The sequence below is a fragment of the Micromonospora sp. NPDC049529 genome, from assembly GCF_055586685.1.
Window position 1 is genome coordinate 284,750 of sequence record NZ_JBVJHT010000008.1, and the last position, 24,037, is coordinate 308,786.

Genomic DNA, 24,037 nt, shown 5'->3' on the forward strand with positions numbered 1-24,037 from the left:
GAGGAAGGGTTCGAGCCCCCATGGCACTGGAGCGCAGCCGCCGGGACGACGATCGACTGTCGTCCCGGCCCGCCGCTGAGCCGATCGCCGTCGTCGGTCTGAGCTGCCGGTTCCCCGGCGCGCCCGACGCCGACGCGTTCTGGCGTCTGCTCGTCGACGGCGGGGACGCGATCACCGAGGTCCCGGCGGACCGGTGGGACGCGGCTGCCCTCTACGACCCCGACCTCGCCGAGCCGGGCAGAGCCAACACCCGCTGGGGCGGCTTCGTCGACGACGTGGACCGGTTCGACCCGCACTTCTTCGGCATCTCACCCGGCGAGGCGGCCAGCATGGACCCGCAGCACCGGATGCTCCTCGAGGTCACCTGGGAGGCGCTGGAACGGGCCGGCATCGTCCCGGCCCGGCTCGCCGGCAGCGCGACCGGGGTGTTCGTCGGCATCGGCACCGACGACTACGCCTCGGTCGCCTTCGACGACCCGGCCAACCTCAACGCCTACTTCGTCACCGGCAACGCCCTCAGCGTCGCCGTGAACCGGCTGTCGTACCTGCTGGACCTGCGGGGGCCGAGCCTGGCGCTGGACACCGGCTGCTCGTCGTCCCTGGTCGCCGTGCACCTCGCCTGCCAGAGCCTGCGCGCCGGCGACACCCAGGTGGCGCTCGCCGGCGGCGTCAACCTCATGCTCTCGCCCAAGGCCACCATCGGGCTCTCCCAGACCTGGATGATGGCCGCCGACGGGCGGTGCAAGAGCTTCGACGCCGCCGCCGACGGGTACGTACGCGGCGAGGGCGCCGGGATGGTCGTCCTCAAGCGACTCGCCGACGCCCAGCGCGACGGCGACCCGATCCTGGCCGTGATCCGCGGCTCGGCCATGAACCAGAACGGACGCGGGGAGGCGCTGACCGCCCCCGACGCCCACGCCCAGGAGGCGGTCGTCCGGCGGGCCCTGCGGGACGCCGGCGTCACCCCCGGGCAGGTCGACCTGATCGAGGCGCACGGCGTCGGCACCCCACTGGCCGACGTGGTCGAGGCGACCGCCCTCACCCGCGTCTTCGGCGTCGACCGCGACCCCGACCAGCCGTGCGCGCTCGGCTCGGTCAAGACCAACGTCGGCCACCTGGAACTGGCCGCCGGCGTCGCCAGCCTGATCAAGGTGGTCCTCGCCCTGCGGCACGGCACCATCCCCCCGCACCTGCACCTCACCACGCTCAACCCGCAGACCGGACTGGCCGACGCGCCGTTCGTGCTGCCCGACACGCCGCTGCCCTGGCCTGCCGGCGACCGGACCCGACTCGCCGGGGTCAACTCCTTCGGCCTCGGCGGCGTGAACGTCCACCTCGTCGTCGCCGAAGCGCCGCAGCCTGCGGTCCCTGCTGCGGCCGACGCTTCCACCCCGCTGCTGCTGCCGCTCTCCGCCCGGACCGCCCCGGCGCTGCGTGCCCTCGCCGAGCGGTACGTCACCCTGCTCCGCGCCCCGGACGCCCCCGACCTGGCCGCCGTCTGCGCGACCGCCGCCACCGGTCGGACCCACTTCGCGCACCGGCTCGCCGTCCTCGCCCCGGACCGGGCCACCGCCGCCGACCGGCTGGCCGACTGGCTCGCCGGCGCCGACCAGCCCGCCGTCCGGCACGGCGTGGCCGACCCGACCGGGCCGTCCGACCCGGGTACCGCCGGGGACGCGCCGGGCAGTGATCCCGGCGGGCAGGCCGAGGCGTACGTGAAGGGCACCGACCCGGCGACCCCCGCTGCGGCGCCGACCCGGATCGTCCTGCCCACCTACCCGTTCCAGCGCAAGCGCTACTGGATCGAGTCCCGTCCCGCCGCCCGCGCCGACCGGACGCCCGAGGTGCCCGCCCTGGTCCGTGAGATCGTCGCGGCACCCCCCGCCGAGCGGCGGGCCCGGATCGCCGACGCGGTCAACGACCTGGTCGCCGCCACCCTCGGCACCGAGGACGACAGTCCGGTCGACCCCCGGCAGGGCTTCTTCGCCCTCGGCATGACCTCCCTGATGGCCGTCGACCTCCAGAACCGGCTCCAGCGGGCCCTCGGCGACACGCACTCACTGCCGCTGACCGTCGTCTTCCAGTACGCCTCGGTCGCCGCGCTCAGCGACTACCTCGCCCGCGAGGTCTTCCGGATCGAGACCCTGGAGCCGCCCCGCCGCGCCGCCGGCGGGGACCTGCCCACCGCCGACGCGCTGGCCGCACTCTCCGAGGACGAGGCCCTCACCCTGCTCCGCCGGCACCTCGGCGACCCGACTGGGCTCTCCCCGGTCAAGCAGGCCCTGCTTGCCCTCGGCCAGCACGCCGCACCTCGGCCGACAAGCGAACCGATCGCGGTGGTGGGTGTGGGTTGTCGTTTTCCGGGTGGGGTTGTGGGTCCGGGTGGGTTCTGGGAGTTGTTGGCGGCTGGTGGTGAGGGTGTTGGTGTGGTGCCGGGGGATCGGTGGGATGTGGATGAGTTTTTTGATGGTGATCCGGATGTGGCGGGTCGGATGTATACGCGGTGGGGTCATTTTGTGTCTGGGGTGGATGGTTTTGATGCGGGGTTCTTTGGGGTGTCGCCTCGTGAGGCGGTGAGTTTGGATCCGCAGCAGCGGTTGTTGTTGGAGGTGGCGTGGGAGGCGTTGGAGCACGCCGGTCAGGTCCCGGCCCGACTGGTGGGCAGCCGCACCGGGGTGTTCGTCGGGCTGATCAGCAACGAGTACATGCAACTCCAGCTCAAGCTCGCCGATCCCACGATCATCGACACCTACTACGGCACCGGGGGCATCGGCAGCGCCGTGGCCGGCCGGCTGTCGTACCTGCTCGGCTTGCAGGGGCCGAGCCTCATGGTCGACACGGCCTGTTCGTCGTCGCTGGTCGCCGTGCACCTGGCCTGTCGCAGCCTGCGCTCCGGGGAGTCCGACCTCGCCCTCGCCGGCGGCGTCAACCTCATGATCATCCCGGAGTCGTACATCTTCCTGTCCCGGGCCAAGGCGTTGTCGCCGGATGGTCGGTGTAAGACCTTCGATGCCTCCGCTGATGGTTACGGCCGTGGTGAGGGTTGCGGGGTTGTGGTGTTGAAGCGGTTGTCGGACGCGCGGCGTGACGGTGATCGGGTTCTGGCGGTGATCCGGGGTTCGGCGGTGAACCATGACGGGCCGAGTTCCGGGCTGACCGTGCCGAACGGTCTGGCGCAGCAGGAACTGATCCGTACCGCGCTGGCCGATGCCGGCATCTCGCCCACCGACGTCGACTACGTCGAGGCGCACGGCACCGGTACGCCCCTCGGCGACCCGATCGAGGTGGCCGCCCTGGGCAGCGTGCTCGGTGACCGCCGTACCCCGGACCGGCCACTGCGACTCGGCTCGGTCAAGGCCAACATCGGCCACCTGGAGGCGGCGGCCGGAGTGGCCGGCCTGATCAAGTCGGTGCTGGCGCTACAGCAGGAGCAACTACCGCCGCAGCTCCACTTCCACACCGTCAACCCCCGGATCGCCCTCGACACGATCCCGGCCGAGATCCCGGTCGCCCCGACCGCCTGGCCCCGCAGCGAGCGGCCCCGGATCGCCGGGGTGAGTTCGTTCGGCATGAGCGGGACGAACGCCCACGTGATCGTGGCCGAGGCACCCGTTCTGGACGCGGTGGAAGCGCCGTTGCCGTCCCGGGGCGTACACGTCCTGCCGTTGTCGGCGCGGGACGACGCGGCGTTGCGCGCCCTCGCCCAGCGGTACGTGGATCTGTTGGAGGCCCCTGGGGGAGTGTCGTTCGGGTTGGTGTGTGCGGCGGCGGCCGTGTCGCGGAGCCACTTCCCGCACCGGGTAGCGGTGGTGGCATCGGACGCGGTCGAGGCGGCGACGCGGTTGCGGGGTTGGCTAACGGGCGACGCGCACCGGTCGGTGACCCACGGTGTGGTCGAGGCCGGTCGCCGGCCGCGAATCGGGTGGCTGTTCACGGGCCAGGGTGCCCAGTCGGTGGGCATGGCACGCACCCTCTACGAGTCGGAGCCGGTGTTCCGCGCGGAACTCGACCGGTGCGCGGAGCTGCTGGCCGGTGAGCTGGACCGGCCGTTGTTAACCGTGCTGTTCCCGGGCGCGGACGAGGCCGCCCAGGATCTCCTGGACCAGACGGGGTTCACCCAGCCGGTGCTGTTCGCGGTGGAGTGGGCGTTGGGGAAGCTGTGGCGGCACTGGGGTGTGGAGCCGGAGGTGGTTGCCGGTCACAGCGTCGGTGAACTGGTGGCGGCGTGTGTGGCGGGGGTGTTCTCGCTGGAGGACGGACTCCGGTTGGTGGCGGCACGGGGTCGTCTGATGCAGGCGTTGCCGGCGGGCGGGGCGATGCTGGCGGTGGCGTTGCCCGAGGAGCGGGTGGTCCCGCTGCTGGCGGGTACCGATCTCGTCGTGGCGGCGGTGAACAGCCCGGTCGAGACGGTGGTGGCCGGTCCGGTCGAGGCAGCGGAGATGTTGGCCGACCGGCTCTCTACCGACGGGGTGAGGACCACGGCCCTGCACGTGTCGCATGCGTTCCATTCGCCGTTGATGGCGTTGATGGTGCCGGCGTTCCGGCAGATCGCCGAGACGGTGGCCTTCCATCCGGCCAAGCGGACCGTGGTGTCGAACGTGACCGGTCAGGTCGCGGACCGGAGCATCGCGTCCGCCGGCTACTGGGTCGACCACGTGTTGGCTCCGGTGCGGTTCGCCGACGGGGCGGCGACCGTCGTCGGTCAGGGCTGCACGGTGGTGCAGGAGATCGGCCCGCACCCGGTGTTGCTGGCCGCCGCCAGGCAGTCCGTCGAGGACGACACCAACGTGGTGTGGGCGCCGTCGCTGCGGCGGAACCGGGACGACTGGCAGCAGATGCTGACCGCCGTCGCGGCCCTCTACGCCCAGGGTGTCGACCTGGACTGGAAGTCTGTCACCGGTGGTGTGTCGACCGCCTCGGTCGACCTGCCCACGTACCCGTTCCAGCGAAAGCGGTACTGGGTCGACACGTCCCGCCTCGCCCAGATCTCCCCGGGCCACACCGACCCGCAGGCCGACTGGCTGTACGAGCTGAGCTGGCGACCGTACGACCTGCCTGAGGCAGCCGCCGACGCCGACCCGGGCAACTGGCTGCTCCTCGCGGACGCCGGCGGCGTCGCCGAGTCCGTCGCCGCGCTGCTGCGTGCCGAGGGCGCCCGCTGCCATCTGGTTCGCGCCGGAGACTCGTACGCCGCCCTCGCCGACGACGAGTGGCAGGTCACGCCCGACCAGCCGGACCACTTCCGCCAGCTTCTCGCGGAGGTGGGCGGCGGCCTCACCGGCATCGTGCACCTCTGGAGCCTTGACCACACCGCCGCGGCCCCCGATGCGCTGCACGCCGCCCACCTGCGTGACTGCGCCGGTCTGCTGCACCTCGTGCAGGCACTGGCACCACTCGAACTGGCGGAACCGCCGAAGATCCGGGTCGTCACCCGAGGCGGCCAGCCGGTCGGCGGCACCACCACGCCCGGCACTCCGCACCAGGCCCCGGTCTGGGGGCTGGGCAGCGTCGTCGGCCTGGAACACCCCACCCTGTGGGGCGGCCTGATCGACCTCGACCCCCAAGCCGGCGACCCGGCGGCCACCATCGTGCGGACTGTCCGGTCGGCCAGCGGCGAGCACCAACTCGCGTGGCGCGACGGCCGCAGCCGCGTCGCCCGGGTCACCCGAGCTGCCGCCACCCTGCCCGCCAGCCCCGTGCAGATCACGGCAGAGGGTACCCACCTGGTCACTGGTGGCCTTGGTGCGCTCGGCCTGCTCGTCGCCCGGTGGCTGGTGGACCGGGGTGCCCGACACGTCGTCCTGGTCGGCCGCCGCCCGCCGTCCGAGGCCACCGTGGAGACGCTGCGAAACCTCACCGCACAGGGTGCCGACGTACGGGTGATGCGCGGCGACGTCGGCGACGCGGACGACGTACGACGCGTCCTCGACGAGATCGGCACCACCATGCCGCCACTGCGGAGCGTCTTCCACGCGGCCGGCGTGCTCGACGACGGCGTGCTGCACCAGCAGAGCTGGGAACGGTTCGCGCGGGTGTTCGCGCCGAAGGTCGACGGGGCGTGGCATCTGCACACCCTCACCCGGGACCTGCCCCTGGACCACTTCGTCCTGTTCTCCTCGATCGCCTCCCTGCTCGGTGCGCCGGGCCAGGGCAACTACGCGGCGGCGAACGCCTTCCTCGACGTGCTCGCCCACCACCGGTGTGCCTCCGGGCTGCCGGCGGTCAGCGTCAACTGGGGTGCGTGGGGCGACTCCGGCATGGCCGCCAGCCTCACCGACCGCGACCAGCAGCGCTGGACCGAGCGGGGCATCGGCATCATTCCACCGGAGCAGGGCATCCGGGTGCTCGAACGGATCATGGCGCGCGGGGTGACCCAGGTCGGCGTCCTGCCGGTCGACTGGTCCCGGTACGCCGAGCGGTACCCGCTCGGCGCGGAACGTCCCCTGCTGGCGGAGGTCGTCCGGCGGGAGCCGGCGGTCGCCGGGGCATCGGCCGACACGACGACCGCCCCCCGCCTGCGTACGCAGTACGCGGCCCTGCCGGACGCGAGCCGCCGGACCGCGCTGACCGACTACGTGACCCGGGAACTCGAGAAGATCCTCATGCTCGACGAGGCGTCGCTCGACCCGCAGAAGGGGCTCTTCGACCTCGGTCTGGACTCGCTGATGGCGCTGGAGTTCAAGAACCGTGTCCAGGCCGCCTTCGAGTACGAGCTACCCGCCACGCTGCTCTTCAACTATCCGACCATCGACGCCGTCGTCGGCTACCTCCAACAGGCGATCTTCGGTGCGCCGGACGCTGGCCGGAGCGGGGCCCCACCGCAGACGGCGGAACCCGAGGACGACGAGCTGGGTGCCCTGCTCGACAACCTCGAGCAGATGTCCGACGACGAGATCGACCGCATGTTCGCAGACAGTTCAGGCGTAGAAGGACAGGCATCATGAGCGACCTCCACGAGCGGCTGGCCAACCTGCCGCCCAAGCGCCTCGCGCTCCTGGTCCTCGACCTCCAGAAGCGTCTCGACGCAGCGAAGCGTTCCGCACCCGAACCGATCGCGGTGGTGGGTGTGGGTTGTCGTTTTCCGGGTGGGGTTGTGGGTCCGGGTGGGTTCTGGGAGTTGTTGGCGGCTGGTGGTGAGGGTGTTGGTGTGGTGCCGGGGGATCGGTGGGATGTGGATGAGTTTTTTGATGGTGATCCGGATGTGGCGGGTCGGATGTATACGCGGTGGGGTCATTTTGTGTCTGGGGTGGATGGTTTTGATGCGGGGTTCTTTGGGGTGTCGCCTCGTGAGGCGGTGAGTTTGGATCCGCAGCAGCGGTTGTTGTTGGAGGTGGCGTGGGAGGCGTTGGAGCACGCCGGTCAGGTCCCGGCCCGACTGGTGGGCAGCCGCACCGGGGTGTTCGTCGGCATCGGCACCGACGACTACTCCCTGATGCTCCGTTCCGCCGACCCGGCCACCATGGACGCGTACACCGGCACGGGCAACGCGTTCAGCGTCGCCGCAGGGCGGCTGTCGTACCTGCTCGGGTTGCAGGGGCCGAGCCTGGCCGTCGACACGGCGTGTTCGTCGTCGCTGGTCGCCGTGCACCTGGCGTGTCGCAGCCTGCGGTCCGGCGAGTCGAACCTCGCCCTTGCCGGTGGCGTGCACCTGGTCCTGACCCCCGAGGGCACGATCTACCTGTCCCGCACCAAGGCGTTGTCGCCGGATGGTCGGTGTAAGACCTTCGATGCCTCCGCTGATGGTTACGGCCGTGGTGAGGGTTGCGGGGTTGTGGTGTTGAAGCGGTTGTCGGACGCGCGGCGTGACGGTGATCGGGTTCTGGCGGTGATCCGGGGTTCGGCGGTGAACCATGACGGGCCGAGTTCCGGGCTGACCGTGCCGAACGGGCTCGCGCAGCAGGAACTGATCCGCACCGCCCTCACCGACGCGGGCGTCACCCCGGCCGACATCGACTACGTCGAAGCCCACGGTACGGGCACCTCCCTGGGTGACCCGATCGAGATCGACGCGCTGGCCGCCGCGCTCGGTGAGGGACGCGCGCCCGATCGTCCGGTGCTGGTCGGTTCGGTCAAGACGAACATCGGTCACCTGGAGGCGGCTGCCGGGATAGCCGGTCTGATCAAGCTCGTGCTGGCGCTGCAGCAGGAGACGATTCCGCCGCACCTGCACTTGCGTACGCCGAACCCGCACATCGACTGGGAGAAGCTGCCGGTCGAGGTGACCGCCGACGGGCGGCCGTGGCCCCGGAACGAGCGGCCCCGGATCGCCGGGGTGAGTTCGTTCGGCATGAGCGGGACGAACGCCCACGTGATCGTGGCCGAGGCACCAGCAGCGGAGGCCCCGGCCGCCGCGCCGACACGTCCGGTGCACGTCCTCCCACTCTCGGCGCGGGACGGTGCGGCGTTGCGTGTCCTCGCGCAGCGGTACGCAGACCTGTTGGAGGGCGGGGCGTCGTTCGGGTTGGTGTGTGCGGCGGCGGGGGTGTCGCGGAGTCACTTCCCGCACCGTCTAGCGGTGGTGGCGTCGGACGCCGCCGAGGCGGCGACGCGTCTGCGCGGCTGGTTGGCCGGCGACGAGCACCGGTCGACAACCCACGGTGTGGTCGAGGCCGGTCGCCGGCCGCGAATCGGGTGGCTGTTCACGGGTCAGGGTGCCCAGTCGGTGGGCATGGCCCGGGGTCTGTACGAGTCGGAGCCGGTGTTCCGCGCGGAACTCGACCGGTGCGCGGAGTTGCTGGCCGGTGAGCTGGACCGGCCGTTGTTGGAGGTGTTGTTCCAAGGCGAAGGCGACGTCGCCCAGGACCTCCTGAACCAGACGGGGTTCACCCAGCCGGTGCTGTTCGCGGTGGAGTGGGCGTTGGGGAAGCTGTGGCGGCACTGGGGTGTGGAGCCGGAGGTGGTTGCCGGTCACAGCGTCGGTGAACTGGTGGCGGCGTGTGTGGCGGGGGTGTTCTCGCTGGAGGACGGACTCCGGTTGGTGGCGGCACGTGGTCGTCTGATGCAGGCGTTGCCGGCGGGCGGGGCGATGTTGGCGGTGTCCCTGCCGGCCGAGAAGGTGACGTCCCTTCTCGCCGGTACCGACGTCGTGGTGGCGGCGGTGAACAGCCCGGTCGAGACCGTGGTCGCCGGCCCGGCCGACGCGGTGGCAGTGGTACGGGAGAAGGCCGCCGCCGACGGGGTGAAGACGACCGCCCTGCACGTGTCGCACGCGTTCCATTCGCCGTTGATGGCGTCGATGGTGCCGGCGTTCCGGAAGGTCGCCGAGACGGTCGCCTTCAAGTCGGCCAAGCGCACCGTCGTGTCCAACGTGACCGGTGGTGTCGCCGGCCAGGAGATCAGCAAGCCCGGCTACTGGGTCGATCACGTGTTGGCTCCGGTGCGGTTCGCCGACGGGGCGGCGACCGTCGTCGGTCAGGGCTGCACGGTGGTGCAGGAGATCGGCCCGCACCCGGTGTTGCTGGCCGCCGCCAGGCAGTCCGTCGAGGACGACACCAACGTGGTGTGGGTGCCGTCGCTGCGGCGGAACCGGGACGACTGGCAGCAGATGCTGACCGCCGTCGCCACCCTTTACGCCCAGGGCGTGGACCTGGACTGGACGGCGGTCACCGGCGGTGTGTCGACCGCCTCGGTCGACCTGCCGACCTACCCCTTCCAGCGCCAGCGTTACTGGGCATCCGTCGCTCCTCGGCAGAACGCGAACCCGCCCGCCGAGGGCGGCACGCATCCGCTGCTCGGACGGAACCTCACCTCGCCCGCGCTCGCCGGCACCGTCTTCGAGACCACGTTGGCCCCGGCATCCCATCCGCTGCTCACCGAGCACCGCATCTACGACCAGATCGTGGTGCCCGGTGCCCACCACCTGACGATGCTGGCCGCTGCCACCGACAGCCAGGGCACCGCGACCGCGATCGCGGACGTGGTCTTCCCGCAGCCGATGCTGCTGGCCGACGGTCAGGCCCGAGTGGTGCAGGTGGTCATCGGGACCGCCACCGACGACGGGGCGCCGATCCAGTTGGTCAGCCGCAGCACCGACGACCCGACCTGGACGACCCACGCCACCGCCACCCTGCGCCCGGCTGACGACGAGAGCGGTACGCCACACGAGACGCCCGCCGTCGTCCAGGAGCGGTGCACCGCCGACCCGGACTACGTCGACTGGTTCTACGACAGCGGTTGGCGGGACGGGCTCGAACTCGATGCCGGGTTCCGCTGGCAGAGCCGGATCTGGCGGCGGGACGGCGAAGCTCTGTGCCGGATGCGCGCCGTCGAGGACACGGACCGTCAGGACCGGTACGTGCTGCACCCCGGCCTGATCGACGCCAGCTTCCAGATCGTCGGCGCGACGTTGCCCACCGCCGGCCGGGAGTTCGCCGTCTACGTGCCGCTCGGGCTGGACCGGTTCCGGCTGCACCGGGCTCATCCCGCCGACCGTCCGCTGTGGGGACACGCCCGACTGCGTCCCGGCAGCGACCCGAACGACGAGACGCTCACCGCCGACGTCCGACTGATCGACGACGACGGTCAGGTGGTGGCCGAGTCCCGGGGGCTGCACCTCAAGCGAGCCGAACGGTCCGCGCTGCTGCGCGCCGGCCAGTCCCAGGCGACGGGCCTCCTGCACGAGATCGCGTGGCAGCCGCAGCCCGCGGCGTCCGCCCCTGCGGAAGGCCCCGGACGCTGGCTGCTCTGCGCCGACCGGAACGGTGTCGGCACGGCCGTGGCCGCCGCGCTGCGGGCGAGGGGACACCAGGTGGTCGTCGTGCACCCCGGCCTGTCCCAGGAGGCGGTCGGCGAGCACACCTGGCAGGTCGATCCGGCCGACCCCACCCAGGTCACGAGCCTGCTCCGTACCGTGGCCGCCGACCGGGACATTCCGTTCCGGGGTGCCGTGCTGCTGTGGGGGGCGATCCCGGCCGACGGCGAGCCGGAACTGGCCGGCCTCGACGTCGCCCAGGCGCGGACGTTGCGGGCCGCGCTGCACCTGCTCCGGGGACTGGCCGCCGTGGCGGGCGGGACTGCGGCGCGGCTGCACCTGGTCACGCGGGGTGCCTTCCCGGCCGGCCAGGCAACGGTGGCCGTGGCGCAGACCCCGCTCTGGGGCCTGGGCAATGTGGTCGAACTGGAGCACCCCGAACTGTGGGGCGGACAGGTGGACCTCGATCCGGCAGCCACCGACACCGAGGCCGCCGCCGCACTGGTTGGGGAACTGCTCGCACCGCCGACCGGCGACCGGATCGCCGTACGCGGGGGAGAGCGGCTGGCCGCCCGGCTCGTGCCGCAGCGGACCGTTCCGGCCGGAGACCCGGCGGTGACCGTGGCCGGCGACGGGACGTACCTGATCACCGGGGGCCTCGGTGCGCTGGGCCTGGCGGTCGCGCGCTGGCTGGTGGCGCGTGGTGCCGGGCATCTGATCCTGGTCGGTCGGCGGGAGCCGACCGGCGCGACCGCGACGGTCCTCGACGACCTGCGGCGGGCGGGTGCCGCCGTCACGGTGGCCCAGGCCGACGTGACGCGCGCCGACGACGTGACCCGCCTGCTTACGGCGATCCCGGCCGACCGGCCGCTGCGCGGCGTGGTGCACGCCGCCGGTGTCCTCGACGACGGGGTGCTGCTCCAGCAGCCGTGGGAGAACTTCGTCCGGGTGCTGGCCCCCAAGGTCGCGGGCGGGTGGAACCTGCACCAGGCCACCCGCGACCTGCCGCTCGACTTCTTCGTGCTGTTCTCCTCGGCGGCCTCGCTGCTGGGCTCCACCGGGCAGGCCAACTACGCCGCCGCGAACGCGTTCCTCGACGGGCTGGCGCACCACCGCAGGTCACTGGGCCTGCCGGCGGTGAGCGTCAACTGGGGGCCGTGGACCGAGGCCGGGATGGCGGCGCGGGCAGGCCAGAGCGAGGGACGCTGGGCCGCCCTTGGCATCGGCGGTATCACCCCCGAGCAGGGCATCGAGGTGCTGGAGCAGATCCTGCACGCCGACCCGGTCCAGGTCGGTGTCCTGCCGGTCACCTGGTCGACGTACCTGCGGCGGTTCCCGCCCGGGGACGAACCGGCGCTGCTGCGGGAGCTGGCCCGGACGGCGCGCGCCGGGGAGCGGCGGGCGGCCGTGACCACGCCGGGGCCACGACTGGCCGAACGGCTCGCGGCGGCCGCGCCGCAGGACCGCCTCGACCTGCTCCGGCAGCACGTCCGCGGGCAGGTGGTCGCGGTGCTCGGCCTGCCGGCCACGTACCACCTGGAACCGAGGCAGAAGTTCTTCGAGATCGGCCTCGACTCGTTGATGGCGATCGAGCTGAAGAACACCCTGCAGAGCCAGCTCGGCAAGCCCCTGCCGTCGACGGTGGTGTTCGAGTACCCGACCGTCGAGGCGCTCACCACCTACCTCGCCCAGGACGTCCTGGTCCTGGACGTGAGCGGCCCGGAGGAGGCGGAACCGGAAGAGCCGGCCGCCCGTACGGACGCGATGGACCGACTCAAGGACCTCTCCGAGAACGACCTGGAAGACCTGCTGGCGAAGAAACTCGCCGCCCTCGCTGAGCGGAGAAGGAAGTGACCGAGGACTCGACGCGGGCCGAGCAGCAGCAGTCCGCGCTCCTGCGCGCGTTCGTCGCCATCGAGGAGCTGGAGGCCGAACTCGACGAGGTGCGGCGGGCGCAGCACGAGCCGATCGCGATCATCGGGGCGAGCTGCCGCTTTCCCGGCGGTGGCGACAACCTGTCGTCCTTCTGGCGGGTGCTGCGCGACGGCGTGGACGCCGCCGCCGAGGTGCCACGCGAACGCTGGGACCTGGCCGACTACCACGATCCTGACCCGGACCGCCCGGGCAAGATGTACCCCCGCGAGGGCCACTTCGTGGACGGCGTCGACCAGTTCGACCCGGCCTTCTTCGGCATCGCACCCCGGGAGGCGGCCAGCCTCGACCCGCAGCAGCGCATGCTCCTGGAGGTCGCCTGGGAGGCCCTGGAGCACGCCGGTCAGGTGCCGGACCGGCTCGTCGGCACGCCGACCGGGGTCTACGTCGGCATCATGACCAACGACTACCTCCAGTTGCAGACCGGTGCGGGTGACCCCGGCCAGCTCGACCTGTACGCCGGCACCGGCAACGACCTGAGCTTCCCGGCTGGCCGGTTGTCGTACCTGCTGGGGCTCCAGGGGCCGAGTATGGCGGTGACCACCGCGTGCTCGTCGTCGCTGGTCGCGCTGCACCTGGCCGCGCGCAGCCTCCGCACGGGCGAAAGCAACCTCGCGCTGGTCGGCGGGGTCAACGCCATGCTCGCCCCGGACGCGTTCATCACCCTGTCGAAGATGCGCGCCCTGGCCGTCGATGGCCGGTGCAAGACGTTCGACGCCGCCGCCGACGGTTACGGCCGTGGTGAGGGTTGCGGGGTCGTCGTGTTGAAGCGGCTGTCGGACGCGCAGCGCGACGGTGACCGGGTGCTCGCGGTGGTTCGCGGTACGGCGGTCAACCACGACGGCCCGAGCGGTGGCCTCACGGTGCCGAACGGCCTCGCCCAGCAGGAGCTGATCCGGACGGCGCTGGCCGACGCGGCGATCTCACCTGCCGATGTCGACTACGTCGAGGCACACGGCACCGGCACCTCCCTCGGTGACCCGATCGAGGTACGCGCGCTCGCCGCCGTCCTCGGCCGGGACCGGCCCGCGGATCGTCCGGTGCTGGTCGGTTCGGTGAAGACGAACATCGGGCACCTGGAGGCGGCGGCCGGGATGGCCGGCCTGATCAAGCTGGTGCTGGCGTTGCGGCACGAGCAGTTGCCGCCGCACCTGCACCTGCGTACGCCGAACCCGCACATCGACTGGGCGGAGCTGCCCGTCCAGGTGCCCATCGCACCCACGCCCTGGCTGCGCGGCGAGAAGCCGAGAGTGGCCGGCCTCAGCTCGTTCGGCATGAGCGGGACGAACGCCCACGTGATCGTGGCCGAGGCGCCGGCGGCGGAGGCCCCCGACATCGCGCTGACGCGCGACGTACACGTCCTGCCGTTGTCGGCGCGGGGCGGCGTGGCGTTGCGTGTCGTCGCGCAGCGGTACGCAGACCTGTTGGAGGGTGGGCCGTCGCTCGGGTCGGTGTGTGCGGCGGCGGGGGTGTCGCGGAGTCACTTCCCGCACCGTCTAGCGGTGGTGGCCTCGGACGCCGCGGAGGCGGCAGCACGGTTGCGGGGTTGGTTGGCCGGTGAAGAGCACCGGTCGGTGGCCCACGGGGTGGTCGCCACCGGCAGCCGGCCCCGGCTGGCGTGGCTGTTCACCGGTCAGGGTGCCCAGTCGGTGGGCATGGCCGGTGCGCTGTACGAGTCGGAGCCGGTGTTCCGCGCTGAACTCGACCGCTGTGCCGAGCTGCTGGCCGGCGAGCTGGACCGACCGCTGCTGGAGGTGCTGTTTCCAGGCACGGACGAGGTTACCCAGGAACTCCTGGACCAGACCGGGTTCACCCAGCCGGCGCTGTTCGCCGTCGAGTGGGCGTTGGCGACGCTGTGGCGGCACTGGGGCGTGGAGCCGGAGGTGGTTGCCGGTCACAGCGTCGGTGAACTGGTGGCGGCGTGCGTGGCGGGGGTGTTCTCGCTGGAGGACGGACTCCGGCTGGTCGCGGCGCGGGGCCGGCTGATGCAGGCGCTTCCCGCTGGTGGGGCGATGCTGGCGGTGTCCCTGCCGGCCGAGAAGGTGACGTCCCTTCTCGCCGGTACCGACGCCGTCGTCGCGGCGGTGAACAGCCCGGTCGAGACCGTGGTCGCCGGCCCGGCCGACGCGGTGGCAGTGGTACGGGAGAAGGCCGCCGCCGACGGGGTGAAGACGACCGCCCTGCACGTGTCGCACGCGTTCCATTCGCCGTTGATGGCACCGATGGTGCCGGCGTTCCGGAAGGTCGCCGAGACGGTCGCCTTCAAGTCGGCCAAGCGCACCGTCGTGTCCAACGTGACCGGTGGTGTCGCCGGCCAGGAGATCAGCAAGCCCGGCTACTGGGTCGACCACGTGCTGGCGCCGGTGCGGTTCGCCGACGGGGCGGCGACCGTCGTCGGTCAGGGCTGCACGGTGGTGCAGGAGATCGGCCCGCACCCGGTGCTGCTGGCCGCCGCCAGGCAGTCGGTAACCGACGACACCGGTGTGGCGTGGGTGCCGTCGCTGCGGCGGAACCGGGACGACTGGCAGCAGATGCTGACCGCCGTCGCCACCCTTTACACCCAGGGCGTGGACCTGGACTGGAAGTCTGTCACCGGCGGGTTGTCGACCGCCTCGGTCGACCTGCCCACCTACCCGTTCCAACGCCAGCGTTACTGGGCGGCACCGACGCCGGGAGTACGGAGCCGGCGACGGTCGGGGGACCACCGGCTGCTCGGGCAGCGGCTGCGTACGCCGTCGCTGCGGGACACGGTCTTCGAGGCCACGCTGGGCGTGACCGACCATCCGCTCCTGGCCGAGCACCGGCTGCACGACCAGGTGGTGGTACCCGGCGCCCACCACGTGGCCATGCTGCTGGCGGCGGCCGGTGAGGCGGGCGCCACGACGGCGGGGCTGCGGGATGTCCTCTTCGCCCAGCCGCTGCTGCTCCCCGAGTCGGGCGAGCGCACCGTGCAGACCGTCCTGACCTCGGAAGACGCGACCCTGCGGCTGGTCACCTTCGACGACGGGGCCTGGACCGAGTACGCCACGGCCGGGCTGGACGCCGACGCCCACCCGGCGGAGCCGCCGGCCGACCTGGCGGAGCTGGGGGCGCGCTGCGACCGGCCCCTGGCCGACCTGGACGCGTTCTACCGGCGGGTCACCGACGCCGGCCTCGACCTCGGCCCGAGCTTCCGCTGGCTGACCGACGTGCACACCGGCGACGGCGTGGCGACCAGCGTGATCCGGGTCCCGGAGCAGCTCGACCGGTCGGTGCCGTACCCGGTGCACCCGGGCCTGCTGGACGCGTGCTTCCAACTGCTGGGGCTGACCCGGCCGCAGCCGGCGGACGGGCTGGCGATCCACGTCCCGTTCCGGGTGGAGCAGCTTCGGACGGCAACGCCCGCCGACCAGCACGAACTGCGCGCGTACGCGTGGACCCGGGACACCGCGTCCGACGTAATGGGCGACGTGCTGGTGGTGGACTCGGCCGGGCGGACCGTGGTGGAGCTGCGCGGACTGCGACTGCGTCACGTGGACCCGGCTGCGGTGCGTCCGGCGAGCGCCGGCGCCGACGGGCTGCGCTACGAGATCACCTGGCCGGTCGTCGGCCCGGTCGAGGCAGGCGGTGACCAGGTCGCACCGGGACGCTGGCTGGTCTTCGCCGACCAGGGCGGGCTCGGGCAGGAGGTCGCGGCGTCGCTGACCGCCGGGGGCCACACCTGCACGTTCGTTCACCAGGGACAGCAGTACGGGGCGGGACCGGACGGGTACCGGATCGACCCGGACCGCCCGGAGGACCTGACCCGGCTGCTCGACGAGACACCCGGCGACGGCTGGCGTGGGGTGCTGCACCTGTGGGCGCTGGACGTGCCCGCCGACCCGGACGCGGACCCGGCTGTCCTCCAGGACGCCCAGCGGGTCGTCCTCGGCAGCGTCCTGCACCTGGTCCGGGCGCTGGCCACCCGGAACCAGCCGCCCCGCACGTACCTGGTGACCCGGGGAGCGCAGCCGGTCGGCGAGCCGGCCGGGCCGTACGCGCTCGGTCAGGCACCGCTGTGGGGCCTGGCGGGCACGGTGGCGCTGGAGCACCCGGAGCTGCGCTGCACCCGTATCGACCTGGACCCGGCCGGGACCGGGGACGACGCGGCGTCGCTGGTCGCCGAGCTGCACGCCGGTGGACGCGACGACCAGGTCGCGCTGCGCGCCGAGAATCGGCACGTGGCCCGGCTGGGCCGGTGCGCGGACGACGACCGGCGGCACCTGACCCGGCCTGGCGTCGAGTCGTTCCGGCTGGAGGTCGGCGCCCCGGGTGTGCTGGACCAACTGGTGCTCCGGCCGGTGGCCCGCCGCGCCCCGGCCGCCGGCCAGGTGGAGTTGCGGGTCCGGGCCACCGGCCTGAACTTCCGGGACGTGCTCAACGCGCTCGGCATGTACCCGGGTGAGGCGGGCCCGCTGGGCCTGGAGTGTGTCGGCGAGGTGGTCGGAGTCGGCGCGGACGTGTCCGGCCTGGCGGTGGGGGACCGGGTGGTCGCCCTGGCCCCGGCGAGCTTCGGCAGCTTCGTCACGGTGGACGCCGACCTGGTCGCGCCGTTGCCGGCGGTGGTCGGGGACGCGGACGGGGCGACGATCCCGGTGACCTTCCTGACCGCGTTGTACGCGCTGGAGCACATCGCCCGGCTCGCCCCGGGGGACCGGGTGCTGGTGCACGCGGCGGCCGGCGGGGTGGGCCTGGCCGCCGTGCAGCTCGCCCGGGCGGTCGGCGCCGAGGTCTACGCGACGGCGAGCCCCCGCAAGTGGCCGGTGCTGACCGGGCTCGGGGTCCGGCACGTGTTCCACTCCCGCACGCTCGACTTCGCCGCCCAGATCCGCGAACAGACGGGCGGGGCCGGCGTGGACGTCGTCCTCAACTCGCTGACCGGGGACTTCATCGTGGAGAGCCTGCGGCTGCTCCGCCCCGGTGGCCGGTTCGTGGAGATCGGCAAACGGGAGATCTGGTCCGCCGGACAGGTGGCCGCGTTCCGGGACGACATCACCTACACCGCCTTCGACCTGGTGGAACTCTCCCGGGACGAGCCGGGGACGGTGCGCGTCCTGCTGGCTGAGCTGATGCGCCGGTTCGAGACGGGGACGCTGCGTCCGCTGCCCCGGCGGGTCTTCCCGCTCCCCCGGGCGGTCGACGCGTTCCGGTACATGGCGCAGGCCCGGCACGTCGGCAAGGTCGTCGTCAGCCACACCGACCCCATGGCAGGCGACGCCGCCGACCTGGTCCGGGCCGACGGGACGTACCTGATCACGGGTGGCCTGGGCGGGTTGGGCCTGCACGTGGCGCGCTGGCTGGTCGCCCGGGGGGCCGGGACGTTGGTGCTGGTGGGCCGCAGTGGCGTCACCGACGCCACCCGGCCGGCGGTCGAGGCGCTGCGCGAGGCCGGGGCCCGGGTGGAGGTGGTCCGGGCCGACATCGCCCGCGCGGACGACGTGGCCCGGGTCGTCGACGAGATCAGCGCGTCCCTGCCGCCGCTGCGCGGCGTGGTGCACGCGGCCGGGGTGCTCGACGACGGGGTGCTGCTCCAGCAGGAGTGGTCCCGGTTCGCCCGGGTGCTCGGTCCGAAGCTGGCCGGGGCGTGGCACCTGCACCGCGCCACCCAGGGCCTCGACCTGGACTTCTTCGCGCTCTTCTCGTCGGTGGCGTCGCTGCTCGGCTCGGCCGGGCAGGGCAACTACGCGGCCGGCAACGCCTTCCTGGACCTGCTCGCCGCCGAACGCCGCAGGCAGGGCCTGCCCGGGTTGAGCGTCAACTGGGGTCCGTGGCGTGGCGCGGGCATGGCCGCGTCCGTGGACGACCGGGGCGACCGGCAGTGGGCGCTACGCGGCATGGGCCTGCTCGAACCGGAGCAGGGCATGGCCGAGCTGGCCGCGCTGCTGGCCGCCGACGACCGGGCGCAGGTCGGGGTGGTGGCCGTCGAGTGGGGCGCCTACCTGCGGCAGTACCCGACCGGGCTGCGCCCGCCGCTGCTGGACGACCTGGCCGACGCGGTGGCCGGGCCGGGCGGCGGGCCGACCGGCGGCGGCAGCGACCACCGGGCGCTGCTGACCCTCCTGGCGGAAGCCGCCCCGGACGACCGAACCGACCTGATCGTGGCGCACATCCGGGAGTTGGCGGCGCGGGTGCTCGGTCTGGCGGCCGCGCACACCCTCGACACCCGACGTCCGCTGAACGAGCTCGGCCTGGACTCGCTGATGGCGGTGGAACTGCGCAACGCGCTCAGTCTCAGCGTCGACCGGTCACTGCCGGCGACCGTGCTGTTCGACTACCCGACCGTCGAGGCGCTGGCCGACTTCGTCGCCGGGGACCTCCAGCCGACCGAGGCGAAGCCGGCTCCGGCTTCGCCCGCGGCGCAGGCGACCGCGGCCCGGACGGCACCGGCCGTCGCCGGGGACCGGGACACCTGGCTGGCGGAGATCGGCCAGCTCTCCGACGCCGAGGTCGAGGCACTGCTGGAACAGGAACTCTCCGAAACACGGAAATGGGACCGCCATGAGTGAGAGCCCCGCCCCGAACCTGACCCCGCTGCAACGGGCGTTGCTGGGCATCCGGGAACTACGTGCCCAACTCGACGAGGTGGAACGGGCCAGACACGAGCCGATCGCGGTGATCGGGATAGGCTGTCGCCTGCCCGGCGGCGCCAACGACCCGGAATCGTTCTGGCACCTGCTGCGCGACGGCGAGGATGTCATCCGGGAGATGCCCACCGACCGGTGGGACGTGGACGCGTACTACGACCCGGACCCGGAGACGCCCGGGAAGATGAGCACCCGCTGGGGCGGCTTCCTCGACGGGATCGACGGCTTCGACCCTGCCTACTTCGGGATCTCGCCGTGGGAGGCGGCGAACATGGACCCGCAGCAGCGGCTGATGCTGGAGGTCGTCCAGGAGGCGTTCGACGACGCCGGGCAGGTACGCGCCCAGTTGCAGGGCAGCCGCACCGGCGTGTTCATCGGACTGGCGCACAGCGAGTACGGCTGGCTCAACTTCAACAACCCGGACCTGGCCAACGTCTACACGGCCACCGGGTCGTTCGGGTCGATCGTGGCGAACCGGGTGTCCTACGTGTACGACCTGCGTGGCCCCAGCTACACGATGGACGCGGTCTGCTCGTCGTCGCTGCTGGCCGTGCACCAGGCCTGCGAGAGCCTGCGCAGCGGCGACTGCACGATGGCCCTCGCCGGCGGGGCGGGTCTCTTCCTCAAGCCGGAGGGGTTCGTCTGGTTCACCAAGCTGGGCGTGATGGCCCCGGACGGTCGCTGCAAGGCGTTCGACGCCCAGGGTGACGGCATCGTGCTCGGCGAGGGCGTGGCCGCGGTGGTGCTCAAGACGCTGTCCCAGGCGCTGGCCGACGGCGACCCGATCCACGCGCTGCTGCGTGGCAGCGCCGTCGTGCAGGACGGCCGCAGCAACGGCCTGACCGCGCCGAGCCGGCTCTCCCAGGAGGCGATGCTCCGCGAGGCGTACGAGCGGTCCGGCGTCGACCCGGCGGCGGTGCAGTACGTCGAGGCGCACGGCACCGGCACGATCCTCGGTGACCCGATCGAGGCGCAGGCGCTCGGCACGATCCTCGGGTCGCGCCGCCCCGCCGACCGGCCCCTGATGATCGGCTCGGTCAAGACCAACATCGGGCACCTGCAGATGGTCGGCGGCCTTGCCGGGCTGCTCAAGGTGGTGCTGGCGATGAAACACCGCCAGCTCCCGGCGAGCCTGCACTACACCGAGGGCAACCCGCACATCCCGTTCGACGACTACCGGCTGCGGGTGCAGGACCGGTCCGGCCCGTGGCCGTACGAGGGGCCGCTGCTGGCCGGGGTGACCTCGCTCAGCTTCGGCGGCACCAACGTGCACATGGTCGTGGAGGAACCCCCACCGCCGGCCGACACCCCGCCTGCGGCCGGGCCGGCGGACCGGGGTCGGCTGCTGCCGCTGTCCGCGCACGACCCGGGCGCGCTGCGGGACCTGGCTGGGGCGTACCGGGAACTGGTCGCCGACCCGGGCGTCGACCTGGACGACCTCTGCTACACGGCGAGCCTGCGCCGCACCCACCTCGACGACCGGTTGGCGGTCGCCTTCGCCTCGCGGGCCGAACTGGTCGACCGGCTCGGCGCGTACCGCGACGGCGCGGTCCGGCCCGGCATGACCGGCGGCGACCGGTCGCAGCACGTCCGCCGCCGGCTGGTGTTCGTGTTCCCCGGGCAGGGCGGCCAGTGGGTCGGCATGGGGCGGCGGCTGCTCGACACCGAACCGGTGTTCCGGCAGGCGATCGAGGAGTGCGCGGCGGCGATGCGCCCGTACGTCACCTGGTCGCTCCTGGACGAGCTGCGCGCCGACGAGGCGTCCTCGCAGCTCGCCGAGATCGACGTGGTGCAGCCGATGACCTGGGCGGTGCAGGTGGCCCTGGCCGCGCTGTGGCGCTCCTGGGGCATCGTCCCGGACGCGGTGGTCGGGCACTCGATGGGCGAGGTCGCGGCGGCCCACGTCGCCGGAACGCTCACCCTCGACGACGCGGCCCGGGTGATCTGCCGGCGCAGCGCCCTGGTGCGGCGCATCCGGGGCCGGGGCACGATGGCCGTGGTGGAGCTGCCGCTGGCCGAGGCGCGGGCGGCCATCGCCGGCCTGGAGGACCAGCTAGCCATCGCGGTGAGCAACAGCCCCACCTCCACCGTGCTGTCCGGGGCCACCACCGCCATCGAGACCGTGCTGAAGACGCTCACCGAGCAGGACGTGTTCTGCCGGCAGGTGCGGGTGGACTTCGCCTCGCACAGCCCGCAGGTGGACGAACTCCGCGCGGACCTGCTCGCCGAACTGCGGCCGGTGCGCCCCCGCGCGTCGTCGGTGCCGATCCACTCCACGGTGACCGGGCAGCCCACCGACGGCCGGGAGTTCACCGCCGAGTACTGGGCCGACAACCTGCGTGAACCAGTGCTGTTCGCCACGGTGCTGGGGCAGCTCGTGACGGCCGCGCCGACGGCGGTCATCGAGATCAGCCCGCACCCGATCCTGCTCCCCTCGGTGGAGCAGTGCGCCCGGCACGCGGACGCCACCGTGGTCGCGCTGCCGTCGTTGCGCCGCGACGAGGACGAGCGGACCGTACTGCTCGGCACCCTCGGCGCGCTCTGGGCGCTCGGTCGGCGGGTCGACTTCCGTCGTCAGCACCCGGTCGACCGGACGGTGCTGCGGCTGCCCGCGTACCCGTGGCAGCGGCAGCGCTGCTGGCTGGAGTTCGACCCGGCCGGCCCGGCTCCCAGCACGGCGGTGTCGACGCAGCGCTACCTGCGGGCGGCCGTGCCCGGCAGCGAACACTTCTGGGAACTCCCCGTCGACCGGGTGTCCCGGCCAGGGCTGGCCGGCGAGCCGGACCTGCCCGCCGCCGTACACCTCGACCTGGCGCTGACCGCCGCCAGCACGCTCACCGGGTCGCCGGCGGTGGTGCTCACCGACGTGACCGTCGCCGGCCCGGCCGTCCCGTCCAGCCGGGGGAGCGTCGTCCAGGTGGCCACGACCGGGCTGCGGGACGGGAGCGCCCGGTGGCAGGTGCACAGCCGCCCCGCCGGCGACGACACCGGGCCGTGGACCGGGCACGTCCAGGGCAGCCTGCGGGCCGCCCCCGCCGGGCGGCCGGTCGTGCCGCCCCGGGAGGCGCCCGACGCGGTACGGCAGCGCTGCGCCACCGAGATCCCCGGTGCGGCGTACCGGGCGAGCCGGGCGGCGGCCGGACTGGCCGGCGGCGCGGGCGCGGACACCGTACGTGGGCTGTGGCGCGGCGACGGCGAACTGCTGGCGTCGCTGACCGTGGCGGCCTCGACGGACGGGTCGCCGCTGGACTGGCGGCTGCTGCACGGCGTCGCCGACCTGCTCCCGGTGATCGCGCCGGACCCGGCCGTTGCTTCCGCCGCGCACCGGGTCGCCGAGATCGCCCGGCTGCGCGTGCTACGGCCGGCGACCGGCGAGTTGTGGGCGCACGTCACGCTCCGGGAGGTCGACGACGACAGCCTCACCGGCGACGTCCGCCTGCTCGACCCCGACCTGCGGGTGGTCGCCGAGCTGACCGGACTGCGCGTGACCCGGGGCGCGGCCCCGGTCGCCGACCCGGCGTCGGCCCCTGCGCAGGTCGTCGGGCCACTGCGGTCCGAACTCGGCGCCCCGGCCGTCCTGCCGACAGCAACCGGGATGACGGTGCCGGCCGCCGCGCCGACCAGCCTCAAGGCGCTGCTGACCGTCCCCGCCGACCAGCGGCAGGCGGTGCTCACCGGGTACCTGCGCGAGCAGATCGCGGCGGTGCTCGGCCTGCAACCCCGGCAGCTCGACGTGGACCAGGCGCTGCTCGGGCTGGGCCTGAACTCGCTGATGGTCTTCGAGCTGCGTAACCGGCTGCGGGTGATGTACGGCACGCAGATCACCCCGCAGGAGTTCCTGTCCGGCATCTCGGTCGCCCGGATCGTCGCGCACGTCCTCGACCAGGCCGACGGCGGCACCCCGGAGGCCACGCCGCCCGCTGCCTCGGAGTCGCCCTCGGACGACGTGCCGGTGCGGGTGCCACGGCGGATCGTGGCCCGCCGGTCCCGGCCAGCCACCGCCGACGTCAGCATGGATCCGGCCGACTGGCTGGGCCAGCGCGCCGCCGACCCGACGGCCCGGCTGCGGCTGTTCTGCCTGCCGTACGCCGGGGGCAGCGCCGCCCTCTTCCGGGGCTGGGCCGACAGCCTCCCCGACGGGGTCGACGTGTGCCCGATCCAGCTCCCCGGCCGGGAGCAGCGGCACCGGGAACCCGCGTTCACCCGGATGTCCGAGCTGGCCGCCACGCTCGGCACCGTGCTGCGCGGGCACCTCGACCGCCCGTACGCGGTGTTCGGGCACAGCATGGGCGGCCTGATCGCCTTCGAACTGGTCCGGTACCTGCGTCGGGAAGGGCTGCCCGGTCCGGCACACCTGTACGTGTCGGCGGCGCGGGCCCCGCACGTGCCGGACCCGGAGCCGCCGCTGCACCGGCTGCCCGAAGCGAAGCTGATCGAGAAGCTGCGGGCGATGGACGGCACCCCGGAGGAGATGCTGCGTGACCCGGAGGCGATCGCGCTGTACCTGCCGGTGATCCGGGCGGACTTCGCCATGGTGGAGACCCGCATCCACCACACCGAGTCGCCGCTGTCCGTGCCGCTGACCGTGTTCGGCGGCCGACGCGACGACAAGGTGTCCGAGGAGTCGCTGGACGCCTGGCGCAGCCAGACCACCGGGGAGTTCGCCGTCGAACTGCTCCCCGGCGACCACTTCTTCGTCCAGCGGGAGCGGGCCGACCTGCTGGCCGCGCTCACCCGGCGGCTCACTGTCGACCTGGCCCGGCCGGCCACCCCGGCCGCCACACCGACGAACCTGACCTGACCCCCGACACAT

The 24,037-nt window shown here is 73.0% G+C and carries 4 protein-coding genes; all 4 read left to right on the plus strand.

The genetic code is table 11. From position 1 onward, the window contains the following. Positions 1–20: 20 nt before the first annotated feature. From ACZ6QQ_RS16330 to ACZ6QQ_RS16345, 4 genes are read left to right on the plus strand one after another with little or no spacing between them, the layout of a single operon-like run. A complete protein-coding gene (locus tag ACZ6QQ_RS16330) occupies positions 21–6,944 on the plus strand; it encodes an SDR family NAD(P)-dependent oxidoreductase (RefSeq protein WP_465877081.1) in 6,924 nt (2,307 codons plus the stop codon). After that, positions 6,941–12,544 (plus strand): type I polyketide synthase, encoded by a 5,604-nt coding sequence (locus ACZ6QQ_RS16335; RefSeq protein ID WP_465877082.1) that lies wholly within the window; start codon positions 6,941–6,943, stop codon positions 12,542–12,544. The genes ACZ6QQ_RS16330 and ACZ6QQ_RS16335 overlap by 4 nt, the downstream gene beginning before the upstream one ends. Then, complete coding sequence (locus tag ACZ6QQ_RS16340; RefSeq protein ID WP_465877084.1) at positions 12,541–19,146, plus strand: SDR family NAD(P)-dependent oxidoreductase; 6,606 nt, start codon at positions 12,541–12,543, stop codon at positions 19,144–19,146. The genes ACZ6QQ_RS16335 and ACZ6QQ_RS16340 overlap by 4 nt, the downstream gene beginning before the upstream one ends. Beyond that, positions 19,139–24,025, plus strand: coding sequence for a beta-ketoacyl synthase N-terminal-like domain-containing protein (locus ACZ6QQ_RS16345; protein ID WP_465877085.1), 4,887 nt, complete (start codon positions 19,139–19,141; stop codon positions 24,023–24,025). The genes ACZ6QQ_RS16340 and ACZ6QQ_RS16345 overlap by 8 nt, the downstream gene beginning before the upstream one ends. The last annotated feature ends 12 nt before the right edge of the window (positions 24,026–24,037 follow it).